We start from the raw sequence: 12,760 nt of genomic DNA, 5'->3' as shown, positions 1-12,760 counted from the left end.
CCTAATTATTTTTGTGTCAATACATTTTTTTCCTGTCCTGATCTCCGTCCCCTTTAGAAGATATCCTTGGATCAATAAACACTTAAAATTTTACATACAATTTTGTTCAATAGTTACTTTATCATTACTAATTGTCACCTTTGAATTTCCCGATAGATATTCTGTATAACCACATACAGTCTCTTCTTTGGTAGCTCCTCTTGAATCGGTATATTTAATATATATTGCACCTTCTCCTTTTAAATTTAATATAGGGTTAATTTCCCTGGTTTCACCACTCATAATTTTCTCGGTATAAATATCATTTGAAGCCCCTTTTATTATTCCAGTCTCTATTGAAACAATATCATAGTCTGATTTGTTCTTTATTGTTACTGAAAAATTTTGGAATTGATCTATTATATTTCTCAACCAATTAATTCCTATAAAGACTAGTATCATCAAAAAGAATACTCCAATTAGCATAAATATAGATCGTTTTTTTATTTTCATATTTGCACCTTTTTTCGACAGTCTTATTTATTTCTCATGAGATCCGAAACTACAAACCTAACAAAACTGTAAATATTCAGGATACCAATTATCATGCCCGTTACTTGAATGAACAAAAAGAGCTGCCGCGAAGCAAGCTCCTTCACTATCGGTATTCAATAGCGTAATATAGCTATTTTTCAAGAATTACGAGAGAATGGACCGTATTCCCCTCTCCACCTCCCATTAGAACTTTGACTAACAACTTTCCATCCCTGTGATAGCAATTCGTTGATTCTTCTTGGGGATACGAGTATTAATCTTCTGGCATTTGCCAACCTGTATCCTCATCCCAAATGGCATCCGTATCATCTAGATGCACATGCCAATCCCCATTAGAAATACTTCTTCTAATATCCGTCAAACAGGTCAACCAATAAAACAGCGCATGCAATGTATCTTCAAAATCATCTGAAAAGGGTAACTTTGTTGAACCTGCAAAGATCACTGTTGGTTCATCCTGATCATAGTCATAAACACAAAATGTTTCTCCAATATCCTTCATTTCAAAACCCGCATTGTATTTATCAATGATGGCCGTTATCTCTTGCTCCTCACTGTTGGTAAGGTTATAGTTTCTCAAACAAGTGTAATAAACAGAAACTCCCATGCTACATTTCTCCTTTTCCTCAGTATATCAGAACTAATGTTCCCACATGTAATTAATCGACGATGTTTACTTTTTTGCTCCTGTACTATTCTACTTACATTTCATTGCTAATTAAAGTATCTTAATTCCCAAATTTTAGTCATAGTTGGCCATTTCCTCTTCAGAAATCGAACTTTTACTATCCTCATCCCAGACGACAGAAATTTCAAAAGTTCCCTTTTTTAAAAAAAGTGGTCCTTTAAAATTACTGTAATTGTTAATTCTATAAAAGTATAGATTCTCCTACCTGCCAAAGTAATCTGCCCTTTACTTGAATAGGCTGCCTAATATGCTGGCAGCCTGTTTTTCTAATATCCGACTTCAACGTATCCGTAGGCTCCGAGTAATCGGGATCGATCCAACCTTCCCCCGGATGAAGAACTAGTGAAACTCCTTGCCGCAAGTCCAGGAATTTTGAAATGAACTTACAATAACAGGTCTGTTGTAAATTCCCAAGAATATTCAAATAAGAATAGCGAGATTAACACTTCGATCATTAACACTAAAACAACAATTGTTAATCGCTGTTTCAAGCTAAAATATTTAGTCTTGTTAGTTTCTCGATTTGAATCATAAGTCTCAACTTTTTCTATAGCATCTTTATAGGCTGAATGTCTTGGTAAAAAGATGAATCCAAATGCTAACCAACAAAAAGGAATTAGTGCAAGTGGCAGTAAGATAATAGTAATGATCCCAAACAAAAACAAGTATGTTGTGAATAAGTCGGCTATTCTAAATATGGGAGGAAAGAGAACGGTCAATAATATTTGAAGACAAGTATAATAAAACCATTTTTTAATCCGTCCATTGTACAGTTGACCCACACCAGGATAAATTATTGATAAAACCCCTGCAATTCTGCCGTTTTCCATCTTTCACTCCAATAATTCATAATCACACAAATTTGTACATTAATTACCCTTCAATCTACATTAAACTCAATCTTTTTTGAACTAACGTTCCTCGTTAACTGATATGAATCTTGTTCATTGCCAATCCAATCAAGTGTTTTAAACCGAGGATTTTCTCCAAAACGGTTGATGTGCTCATGAATATCTCTCACGCCTTCCGAACAGAGGGCGAGTAAAATACGTCAGCATGCATATGCTGAATTTTGACCCAGTTGCTGGGATTGGTCGTGTCTGGAGAACGGTTCTCCAGAATGGCCTGATATAGGGCCGTTTTTTGTTCTAAATGCGCAACGTGCCGTTTGGCTTCTTCAAGCTGAACTAGAGCCGCTTCTTTATGCTCCATCATGAGTGCGAAGCGTTGCGGAATGGTCGAATCCCCTTCGAGACAGAGATCGATATACTTTTTAATGAATTCAATCGGCATCCCGGATTGCTTAAGGCATTTGACGCCATGCAGCCAGTTGATCGATTCATCGTCAAACATCCGAATGTTGTTTTGATTTCGCTGTACGCTTGGCACCAGACCTTTATCCGTGTAAAAGCGCACGGCGTGCTCGGTGAGTCCCGTTATCTGGGCGGCTTCTTTGACCGTATGCATGTGAAATCCTCCTAGAAAATTAATTTTAGATGACGGCTTGACTTCGTGTAACACGAAGGTTCTAAGCTTATTGTAATGCAATTCAGCCGTAAGTGGAAACACCGCTGCAGTGCCCAGTTCCCGGGATACGCGCCGTTTGCTGTTATACATTTGAACACTAGGAGGAGTTACAATGCAAAACGTAACATTGAACAACGGAGTGAAAATGCCGATCATCGGCTTCGGTGTCTACCAGGTTCCCGATGCTGAAGAATGCGAGAACGTGGTATATGAAGCGCTGATGGCCGGTTACCGCCTGATCGATACCGCCGCCGGTTATCTGAACGAGGAAGCGGTCGGACGCGCGATCAAGCGCAGCGGCGTCCAACGTGAGGAGCTGTTCATCACGACTAAGCTGTGGGTTCAGGATGCCGGCTACGAGAGTGCCAAGCTGGCGTTTGCCAAATCCTTGAAGAAGCTACAGCTCGACTATCTCGATCTATACCTTATACACCAACCATTCGGTGACTACTACGGCGCATGGCGTGCGATGGAAGACCTGTACCGCGAAGGCAAGATCAAAGCGATCGGTGTCAGCAACTTCCTGCCCGACCGTCTGATGGACCTCATCGTGCATAACGAAATCGTACCCGCCGTCAATCAGATCGAAACGCACCCGTTCTACCAGCAGACTGAGAGCGCCGCTTTTATGAAAGAGCAGGGAGTTCAGCACCAGTCGTGGGCGCCGTTCGCTGAAGGTCTCAACAACATGTTCGGCAACGAAGTGCTGGCCTCGATAGCAGAAAAACACAACAAGTCCGTCGCCCAGGTCGTGCTGCGCTGGCTTGTTCAGCGTGAAGTCGTTGTTATCCCAAAATCGGTGAGAAAAGAGCGGATCGTCGAGAACATCGACATTTTCGATTTTGAGTTGAGCGCAGACGATATGGAACAGATTTCCTCCCTCGATACACGGGAAAGTCTTTTCTTATCCTACCACGATCCGAAATTCGCCAAGATGCTGGGCACATTGAAAGTCGATCTGTAAACCTTGATCAACCGTGAACTCATCATGCTTTTACACTCGTCTATTAAGAAAGGACAGGGCCACCTGTCCTTTCTTTACTTGAAGTGCAAATTCGTTGTTTTCCCGCGATTGAATAATTTCATCATCAAATTGCTCAATCAATAATTAACATTTCCTATTAAATACTTCTATTCGGAGAAATGCTCAACAAACATGCCCGTTAAGCTAAGACGGCTGCCGTTCTATGCTATCGGCAGCCTTCTGCTGATGTCTATTGAGCTATCGTTCACCGATAGTTTAGTCCTCGAATTTTCTAATAAAATTTTTTTGGTCCTTGGTAAACCTATAGCCGCGTCGTTCATAGAACCTGTGAGCATGTATTCGACTTGGGTGAGATAACAGTTTCATCCCAGAAAATCCATTGTCCACTCCCCACTGTTCAAGACGTTCAATCAACATGCTGCCTATACCTTGATTTCTATAACTTGCTTTAACAACAAATCCCAGGACGTTTACTAAAGAGTCGGAAAAAAGCAATTCATACGGGCTTCCATGAATATATCCTATTACCTCGTTGTTTTGTTCGTAAACAAAGATGATATCTTTAGTTTTCTTTATAATAATTTCAATCTTCTCTTTTATTTTCTCTTTGGAAAATACATGCAGATTCGGGTTAAAGTCTTGATTTAACAAATAAATATCGTGATAATCAGTTACCCTAATTTCCCTGACATTGTTTTCTTTCATATTTAAACGCCTCAATTCGTTAGATCATTTTGCAATTGCTATTCCTTTTCTTCGAGCGGCTTCTTCTACATAGAGTTCGGTAATTTCTCCGTGTGGTTCTTCATAACAAAATGAATAAAAACTTTGAGCACAGCCAAAACCAACGATTCTACCACTTATCTCTGCTACTGCAATCAATTCGTTATGATTTATATTTAAGCGTTCAATTATCTTAGTTGGAGGTCTTTTTACACCGCCGTTAAACTCTTGATTTAGCCTAGAAAGTTCTTCAGCATCTGTGAAGGATGCTAGCCTTACAAAAGTAACAGAATTCATTTCTAGTCACCTCGTCCACTAATATATACATATTCTACCATATTAGTACAATAAATTATTGAAAAAAACTTCCCTTTATTAGTTGAGAAAAGGCTGCCGGTTTACTCGGCAGCCTCTGACTTGAAGGTCAATTATGTTATAGTTTTGCGTTAGTTTAAGATCAAGGATATGCTTACTTTAAGTTTTCTGGATCTTCTGCATACCATTCTGCCCAGCCACAATTTGTGCATATAAAAGGATTTATATTGGTTTGTTTTTTGTTACTAAACAATCTATCTCCTTCAGGATTTTTAACCAATAAACCCTTAAATCCATCATCAACATAACATTTAATCATTTGGTTACCACATTTTACACAAATTTTTTCTTGTTGAATGTCCATTTATCTCACCTCATAAATTTGTTAGCTATGGTGAACTATACGGACCGTTCCATCAAAAAGTTCCATAATTAGACATGGACGGATTATTGAACTATCGTTTCCAGTTAGTTTAACAACCCATTATTTCCTTCCCATTATCATGAATCGTTCCGTATTGGTCTTGATTCCCTTCTCCGTTTTATTTGCTTCCATAAACTTTTGAAGTATTTCGAAATTATAATCAGCTTGCCCGAAGGTTGCCTCGATTGCTAGAAACGACGGTTAATCACAGAAGAAACCGACATCCGCCCTCAAATAAAGGGCGCGATGTCGGCTTTAAACTTAATTGATAAACTCCTTATTTATTATTTTATTGTGAGCCGGATCCACTGCCGGGCCTACCGCGTTGATGGCCGTTACCAAAATATGCTTCCCGTCTAGAGATCCGACGGCTCTCGATTCATATCCGAAAGTACCGCCGGCATGCCCCCAGTAGGATTGCCCGTCCGCTGTTTTAAATTCATAAATCCCTAGTCCGACTTTACCCATAGGTCCATCTACTGTTGTGTGCATCTGGTCCATCAACTCTTGAGATAGAAGCCTCCCGCCCAACAGCGCACTGAAGAAGGTAGTCAAATCATTAGTTGTTGAGACTATATCTCCGGCTGCATTTGCCCATGATTGATTCATTTCTGTAAAATCGTACAAATGACCCGATCTGTCCATATTATATCCTGTGGCATGATTACCCGGAATTTCATGACTATTTCCCATCACAAATGTTCCTGTCATCCCAAGCGGTATGATGAACCGTTTCCTGATCTGCTCCGCATACGTTTCTCCTGTTACCATCTGAATAATTTGAGCGGCTATTACAGTATTCAAGTTGGAATAGTTCCAGCCCTTCCCTGGCGCAAATACAGCCGGCTTTGAAAGTCCCATTCCGATAAGTTCATCGACGGAATAGTAACGGAACGGATTTTGAGGCAAAGTAATATCTCGGAAATCCAAATCTGTATAGCTAGCAAGCCCGCTTGTATGATTCAATAACATACGAATCGTAATTTTGTTGGCGTCATACCCTTCACCTTTTATGAGGCCTGGCAGCCATTTTTCGACCGAATCATCCAGATTCAATTTTTTCTCGTCAGCCAATTGCAATACAACGGAGGCGGTGAACGTCTTCGAAATGCTTCCAATACGGAATGAGAAATTGGACTCTACCGGGCGTGGTACTTCGTAACTGGCTGTACCTGCAGCGTAAGACCAGCGTTCCCCGTTCTGTAGCCCGCCAGCTATGTAACTTGGGACTCCTTTGGTGGTTACCACCTCATCAATGGCGCGTTCTACTTCATCCCGATGTTTGTTTTTCTTTGCCTTCTCTGTATCCGATTGTACCGAGCCTTCATTCTGTAACGCGTTTACAGATCCACAAGCAGAAAATACCAGTGTACCCGCCAATATAGCTGTTAATGCAAGTACAGTCCCTTTTTGAATCGTGAATGATTTCATAACTCATCGCTCCTATTATTTTGGAATGTTGTGTTGCTTTACATCATCACCTTACCCCCGAAGTTGTTAAATCGGATAGTGATAAAACCACCAGGCTTTTGTTGACACTCGGACTTGGACCTGTCACATATACCATATGAAAAATGTCAAATGTCTCATGTGACGTGCTTGTTACAGCAAGTTCTAACTGTTTACCCGCTCCTTCGCTTGACGGATCGGAAATTTATGTTGCATGATAGGTCTGAATCATTCGGAAATCGGTTTGCAAAAAAATATAAGTAGGTGTGCGTAATTCGTGTTCTCCATAATGAAAAAAAGGTTCTGGTATGATTGGATACTTGTGGCTATACGAACACTTTGGCTGGTCATTATCGCAAGCTCTGGTTTTGTCGATCCATCATTGATCGTTGTGTCGCTTTGGATTGTACTTTCTCTTGCTTTCGTCGTTTATCTCGTTCCATTAATCATTCTCTATAGGAAAAAAGAGTGGTACCTCACAATCGAAGTCACGGTAACGGGCTTTTTTTATCTTTATTTAGCATACGCAGCCCCGGGATTGCTTTGGTCTTTTGTTTTACTCGTGATAACTATCGGCTTGACGAGCAGTCGAAGAACCTATGTGTGGACAGGTATCCTTAGCGGAATCGTATTCCCTGTATTGAACGGTTGGATTGCTGCTCGTCTCCCGTATGAGTTTGTCGTTAGCTGCAGCCTTGGTTTTGCCATCGGCTTCGCGTTTAATATATTAATTCAGTACCATAAGCAAGCCCGAATTATTCAAGAGCAAAAGCTGTTGCTGGAGCAGCATATTAAGCGGATTGAGGAACTTACGCTGATGGAGGAGCGCAGCCGGCTGTCCCATGAGCTGAATGACACGATTGGCCATACGCTTACCTCGCTCATCGTCGGCGTCGACTCACTGCGATCGTCCGTACCAGATGCGCAAATAGAGAGGATCGATTCGCTTGTGGGAATCGCCCAACTCAGTCTTGTTGATATCCGAAAGCATCTGCATCAGCTCTCTCATACTCCGTTAAACCATTCGTTAAGTGAATCGCTGCGGCAATTAACTGAAGATTTTATAAAGTCAACGGGTATAACGGTCAAATTCCGTGTGATCGGCAGTGAGACTCTCGTTATGCAAAAAGCAAACTTTTGTCTATCTCGTTGCCTTCAAGAGTCTCTAACCAACGCGGTTCGACACGGCAAGGCGAGCTTAATATCCGTTCAGTTGCATTTCAATAGTCAGCAGCTCCGGTTACAGATCGAAGATAACGGCATCGGAAATGAAGAAATCCAGTTTGGATTTGGGATCAATGGAATGAAGGAACGACTTGAGCTATTTCACGGCACGGTGTCCGTGCATTCCGAGTCAGGACAAGGAACTTTCGTCATATGTAATATTCCGTTGCAGACAGAGCCTGTACATGATGCGATCCGCCTTCTGATCGTTGATGACCAGGTGATCATTACCGACAGCTTAAAGCAAATTTTGGATCAGCATGCTGATTTTAACGTCGTTGGTACAACCGGGGACGGCCGTGAAGCATTAGAACATTGTGATCGGTTCCAACCGGATATCGTGCTAATGGATATTCGTATGCAGGGAATGGACGGGATTGACGCTTTACTTGAGATGAAACAACGATGGCCTGATATGAAGGTTGTGTTCATGACAACGTTTGAGGATTCCTTGCAGGCTGCAACTGCATTGGAGCGCGGGGCGGAAGGCTACATGCTGAAGTCGACTAATCCGCAGGAGATGAAGGAAGCCTTGAAACTTATTTATAACGGAGGAACCTGGATCGATCAATCGGTCGCTACGCGAATTTTCGAAGAGATGAAGCGACAACGTGAACAATTGGAGAAGATCAACTCAAGTCTGGAAAACTACCCTTATGGGCTTACGAAACGTGAGATGGAGATTCTGGAGCAACTGTCGAGCGGACTGCGCTACAAATCGATTGCCACCAAGCTATTTTTATCGGAGGGAACGATCCGCAATTACTGCTCGACTCTCTACTCGAAACTCGGCGTCAACAACCGCGAAGAGGCCATAAATATAGCGCGAACGAAAAATATCGTGTAGCTGGAGAATTTCCCGATGGTACTCACGATATAGAACATAAAAGCTGGAGATTCATCAGTCGTGCCGCTGCCCTCAAAGAATAAATTCATTTCGGCTTGTTCCTTATAGAAACCGTTTCAGATAACAGCCCTCGTTGTAACGTCTCATGTTTTCCAAGTCCCTTACAGCCTAGCTTTCCATTCTGAACTTAGGTGCTCCCTCTAAACCTGAGAGACTAATGCCTCCATTTTTCGGAATAACGTATTTTGGGGCTCAGATGGTGTGCCCGTCTGCCCCATTGGTCGCAAGATGCGAAACTGGGGAAGGTGTTCCAACCGTCCGCGTTGTATTAAACGCCAGAAAGTCGATTACAGACTAGAGGCTTCGCGTGGGCGAAGTTCTCGCCATTGGAGCGCTCGTGTCTACTTCATCGCTATGTGCCAACATGCAGACGCTTGGTTGGAAGAAGCCAACAAACTCAAGGGTTTGCTGGCTTTTCTTGTAAAAGTGATTTACAAAATCGCTAATGATTTGTACGACAAGGGTCATATTGACGCTCAGAATTTGAGACCGGTTAGTCGGCTGGCAGGCAACTCCTATGCGAAATTGGGAGATCAGTTTGAGATAGAGCGTCCTATTTGACACTTAGGAAGAGAAGAGCCGTTTGTACCTGTTACATGGCAGGGTGCAGGTGGCTTTTTTCTATTCATTTTATACACGCGAAACCCGATAAATTTAGTATAATTACTAGAATTACGCAGGGCGGAGGTTTGATAGTGAAACGGGAAAATAGGAATAAGCTGCGATGGATTGGCGCAGTTCTTTTGGTTGCCCTCTTGGTTAACTTGTACCAGCCGGCAGCTTATGCACTTACAACAGTAGGGCACGTGATTACAGGCCAGCCCACGTCCATTTATGGCGAGCCGGTGCAGCTTACTTCCGTTGTGACAGATGGTGATTTAGGCGGAGCGACACCAGCTGGGAGCATCACGTTCTACGATGGGGGCACATTGATTGGAGCACCGCAGGAGCTCGTTGCTTCAGAGCCGGAGGTTGTGTATAAGAGCTCAGATCTTGCTCCGGTGCAAGCTGGCAAAAAATTCACTTGCTCGGACTGTCCTGTTATTCAGTGGGGCGGAATGAGTTATTGGGCGTACAGCGATACGGATAATAATTTAATTGTTTATTTGTATGGGTATGATGCGAATAACACTTTGGTAAAATCTTGGCAGCTTTCGGGGAATCGTTACGTTACGGATATAACAGTAAATAACATCGCTAAGACTGTTACGTTTGTAGGACAAAACAATGTGCTAACGACACGTACTTGGGAGCAGCTTGAAAATTTCAATGCTCACGCCTCTATGTCCTTTTCCGGCTTAGGAGTCGGTCCACATACGATAACAGCTAGTTATTCAGGCGGAGACGGTATACATAGTCCACAGTCGTCTACCTTTGAACATACGGTTAATACGATTCAAACCAATACCACTCTTACTTCAAATGCTGGACTCATATACGTTGGCGAGCCGATTACCTTCACGGCGACAGTAGCCAATACGAGTGGCAATCAGGTCATACCGGGAGGAACGGTCACCTTCCGAGAAAGCAGCAATGTACTGGGAACTACGAGTGTTAACGGAAGCGGAGTCGCGACCTTCACGACGTCGTCACTGCCGGTTAGCGGTTATTCCGTCACTGCGACTTATGATGGCGATGGTCAGCATCAAACCAGTACGTCTAGTAGTTTGTCGCAATCTGTCCTAGGTATTCCGACTGTAGTGGCTGTCAGCGTTAGTCCAGGAAGCACGACATACGGGAACTCAGTGACGTTGACGGCAACTGTGACGAATGGCATGGTAAGCATTTTTGGACCGACAGGGACTGTGACGTTCAAGGAGGGCTCGACTGTACTTGGCACCGGGACGTTGAGTTCAGGAACAGCAACATGGACGGCGCCTACTTTAGAAGTGGGAACCCATTCGATTACAGCACATTACAGCGGAAGTCTTACACATGTTGCCAATAGCTCAAGCTCCATTCCCGTGGTCGTCAATCTGATCCCTACGTCATCAACTTTGACGGTTCTTGGAGCGACAAACGCAGCTTCCACCTACGGAACTTCATTAACGTTAAAAGCATCCGTAACAAATGCCATTGGTAGCCCAATTACACCAGATGGTATGGTAACTTTCAAAGATGGTTCAACCACATTAGGGACTGCCATACTTAATTCAGGAACGGCTGAATGGTCAGTGTCCGAAAGTTTATCAACTGGGTCCCACTCTTTTAAAGCGGAGTACGGCGGAGACAGCAAACATGCGGTGAGTCCATCAGCTGCAGTCGGGCATACCGTTAACAAAGCAAGTACATCGACAACCCTATCATCATCGGGTGGGATTTCTGTCGGTGAAACGACGACTTTAACAGTACAGGTAACGAATACATTGAATCCTAGCATCAAGCCTACAGGCACAGTTACTTTTAAAAATAACGGTGTCGACTTGCAAGCACCAGTCCCACTAAATAGCAGTGGCACTGCGGTGCTTGCCACTCATGATCTGCCGGTTGGCGATCTCGTCATTACGGCGGAATATAGCGGTGATGGCAATCATGTCACGAGTGCCTCACAGCCAATTACCCAGCCTGTATCCAAAGCACCGGTTATTGTTCAGCTGTCTGTGGCACCGCAATCAGGGGAAAGCATATACGGACACACAGTTAGCGTAATGGTGCAGGTAGTTAACGCAGGCAGCGGTGTGTCAGTTCCAACGGGGACGGTAACACTTTCAGGTACAGGCGGCTTCAGTAATTGGCCGGGTGCTTTGACGCTGACGAACGGGACAGCGACTTGGGAGACCGAGCAGCTTGCTGTTGGCACGCATACGGTCGTCGCAAGTTACTTAGGGGACGACGAGCACCTGAATGGGGTGTCAACCAGCAGTAGTCTGCAGATTAAACCAATCCCTGTTACTGTCGTAGTTACCGCTTCAGTAACGGAGGCAGTTTATTATGGTACTCCCCTTACATTTACCGCACATGTGACCAATACGAATGGAGAGTCGCAGATTCCTGCTGGCCATATTGTTTTCAGTGGCGGCAACTTACTAAACACTCCAATACATCTTGACTCGGCTGGAACTGCTTTTATCACTTCAGCAGCGCTGCTACCTGGAACTTACCCTATTCAGGTTGCGTACGTTCCTGATCTGCTGCATGAAGCACAGACGTCAACCCCGATCACCCAAGTCATCAAACCGAATACCCAAGGGACTGTACTCATTTTGAATTATCCGAGTGGAACTTTCCAGCTTGGAGAACCTATTCAATTCTCCGTATCCGTAGGTGACTTAATCGGTGACCTGACCCAGCCCGGCTACATTTCGTTGAAAGAGAATGGCACTGAACGGGCGAGGGTAACGACCGATGTGTACGGGAATGCGGATATCAGCTTAACAGGCGTCAGCTCTGGCACGCACCAATATACAGCTCTGTACGAAAGAAGTGGCCTCACAGATGGCACGGAGTCCCAATCGGTGACCGTTGTTGTGAAGCCTGCTTTCGCGCAGCTTGTGCTCACAGGTGATGCCTATAGCAAAGTACTGCCAACATCCACACCGTGGACCGCGGCTGTTGTTCATGGCGCTAACTCAGCATTTACTTTTCGAGCAGCTTCTATGGAAGCCGGTACTAGCACCGAGTTGAAGCGGATGGATCCGCAGAGCGGCCAGCTAGGCGCATCCATCGAGGTGACGAACGGACAGAGTGAACCTGTTACTTTCGTGGAAGGCTTGAACCGATTCCAAGTTAAAGTAGTGAGCTTGGACGGGACAGCTTCGAACGCACATATCGTGTCCCTCTTTTATCAAAAAGAGGAGAAGCTGTGGGACATTACCAATGTTCTCGCGGTAACGCCATTGGGGTATGATATGGATGGAAATAGTACGTTTGATAAAGCGGACATCATTGCATTATTGAAGTTAATTGAGCCGGTTTCCCCGAAATCGCTGCGGCCTTAAACTAAACAGTGTGGGTATGTGAAAAAGGCATTTCCTTTGTAGTTAA

Annotated in this window: 11 protein-coding genes and 1 pseudogene; 4 read left to right on the top strand and 8 right to left on the bottom strand. The window is 43.7% G+C overall.

Annotated features, from left to right (window positions below):
- Positions 1-90 precede the first annotated feature (90 nt).
- The 4 genes from LOZ80_RS38860 to LOZ80_RS38845 form a co-directional block, all read right to left on the bottom strand.
- Positions 91-492 (bottom strand): hypothetical protein, encoded by a 402-nt coding sequence (locus tag LOZ80_RS38860; protein ID WP_238169473.1) that lies wholly within the window; start codon positions 490-492, stop codon positions 91-93.
- 295 nt (positions 493-787) lie between these two features.
- Positions 788-1,141: a hypothetical protein gene (locus LOZ80_RS38855; RefSeq protein WP_238169472.1), complete on the bottom strand. Its 354-nt coding sequence runs from the start codon at positions 1,139-1,141 to the stop codon at positions 788-790.
- 464 nt (positions 1,142-1,605) lie between these two features.
- Positions 1,606-2,052 (bottom strand): hypothetical protein, encoded by a 447-nt coding sequence (locus LOZ80_RS38850; protein WP_238169471.1) that lies wholly within the window; start codon positions 2,050-2,052, stop codon positions 1,606-1,608.
- A gap of 187 nt (positions 2,053-2,239) precedes the next feature.
- Positions 2,240-2,689, bottom strand: coding sequence for a MerR family transcriptional regulator (locus LOZ80_RS38845; RefSeq protein ID WP_238169470.1), 450 nt, complete (start codon positions 2,687-2,689; stop codon positions 2,240-2,242).
- A 172-nt stretch (positions 2,690-2,861) separates the two neighbouring features.
- Here LOZ80_RS38845 and LOZ80_RS38840 point away from each other — a divergent pair, with 172 nt between their 5' ends.
- The gene (locus tag LOZ80_RS38840; protein ID WP_238169469.1) at positions 2,862-3,713 is read left to right on the top strand and encodes an aldo/keto reductase; all 852 of its coding nucleotides are present in this window, start codon (positions 2,862-2,864) and stop codon (positions 3,711-3,713) included.
- A 276-nt stretch (positions 3,714-3,989) separates the two neighbouring features.
- Here the strand turns inward: LOZ80_RS38840 and LOZ80_RS38835 are convergent, their stop codons facing one another.
- The 4 genes from LOZ80_RS38835 to LOZ80_RS38820 all read right to left on the bottom strand — a co-directional run bounded on the left by LOZ80_RS38835 (position 3,990) and on the right by LOZ80_RS38820 (position 6,627).
- Positions 3,990-4,439, bottom strand: coding sequence for a GNAT family N-acetyltransferase (locus tag LOZ80_RS38835; RefSeq protein ID WP_238169468.1), 450 nt, complete (start codon positions 4,437-4,439; stop codon positions 3,990-3,992).
- A 24-nt stretch (positions 4,440-4,463) separates the two neighbouring features.
- Positions 4,464-4,754, bottom strand: a complete 291-nt coding sequence (locus LOZ80_RS38830; RefSeq protein WP_238169467.1) for a GNAT family N-acetyltransferase — start codon at positions 4,752-4,754, stop codon at positions 4,464-4,466.
- A 172-nt stretch (positions 4,755-4,926) separates the two neighbouring features.
- Complete coding sequence (locus tag LOZ80_RS38825; protein ID WP_238169466.1) at positions 4,927-5,136, bottom strand: hypothetical protein; 210 nt, start codon at positions 5,134-5,136, stop codon at positions 4,927-4,929.
- A 321-nt stretch (positions 5,137-5,457) separates the two neighbouring features.
- Positions 5,458-6,627, bottom strand: a complete 1,170-nt coding sequence (locus LOZ80_RS38820; RefSeq protein ID WP_238169465.1) for a serine hydrolase domain-containing protein — start codon at positions 6,625-6,627, stop codon at positions 5,458-5,460.
- Between the two features lie 295 nt (positions 6,628-6,922).
- Here LOZ80_RS38820 and LOZ80_RS38815 point away from each other — a divergent pair, with 295 nt between their 5' ends.
- The 3 genes and pseudogenes from LOZ80_RS38815 (at position 6,923) to LOZ80_RS38805 (ending at position 12,714) form a co-directional block, all read left to right on the top strand.
- Positions 6,923-8,716: a helix-turn-helix transcriptional regulator gene (locus LOZ80_RS38815; protein WP_238169464.1), complete on the top strand. Its 1,794-nt coding sequence runs from the start codon at positions 6,923-6,925 to the stop codon at positions 8,714-8,716.
- A 501-nt stretch (positions 8,717-9,217) separates the two neighbouring features.
- A pseudogene (locus tag LOZ80_RS39655) lies at positions 9,218-9,337 on the top strand (flavin reductase family protein); the annotation flags it as partial.
- Between the two features lie 134 nt (positions 9,338-9,471).
- Positions 9,472-12,714: an Ig-like domain-containing protein gene (locus LOZ80_RS38805; protein ID WP_238169462.1), complete on the top strand. Its 3,243-nt coding sequence runs from the start codon at positions 9,472-9,474 to the stop codon at positions 12,712-12,714.
- The last annotated feature ends 46 nt before the right edge of the window (positions 12,715-12,760 follow it).

Source organism: Paenibacillus sp. HWE-109 (assembly GCF_022163125.1).
Lineage (GTDB): Bacteria > Bacillota > Bacilli > Paenibacillales > NBRC-103111 > Paenibacillus_E.
Note: the sequence above shows the minus strand (reverse complement) of the source record. Positions and strands in the feature narration are given on the sequence as shown.

Coding starts and splice junctions, on each gene's coding strand:
- LOZ80_RS38835 (WP_238169468.1), bottom strand. CDS start 4,439: ATGAAAGAAAACAATGTCAGGGAAATTAGGGTAACTGATTATCACGAT.
- LOZ80_RS38855 (WP_238169472.1), bottom strand. CDS start 1,141: ATGGGAGTTTCTGTTTATTACACTTGTTTGAGAAACTATAACCTTACC.
- LOZ80_RS38860 (WP_238169473.1), bottom strand. CDS start 492: ATGAAAATAAAAAAACGATCTATATTTATGCTAATTGGAGTATTCTTT.
- LOZ80_RS38845 (WP_238169470.1), bottom strand. CDS start 2,689: ATGCATACGGTCAAAGAAGCCGCCCAGATAACGGGACTCACCGAGCAC.
- LOZ80_RS38850 (WP_238169471.1), bottom strand. CDS start 2,052: ATGGAAAACGGCAGAATTGCAGGGGTTTTATCAATAATTTATCCTGGT.
- LOZ80_RS38840 (WP_238169469.1), top strand. CDS start 2,862: ATGCAAAACGTAACATTGAACAACGGAGTGAAAATGCCGATCATCGGC.
- LOZ80_RS38825 (WP_238169466.1), bottom strand. CDS start 5,136: ATGGACATTCAACAAGAAAAAATTTGTGTAAAATGTGGTAACCAAATG.
- LOZ80_RS38830 (WP_238169467.1), bottom strand. CDS start 4,754: ATGAATTCTGTTACTTTTGTAAGGCTAGCATCCTTCACAGATGCTGAA.
- LOZ80_RS38820 (WP_238169465.1), bottom strand. CDS start 6,627: ATGAAATCATTCACGATTCAAAAAGGGACTGTACTTGCATTAACAGCT.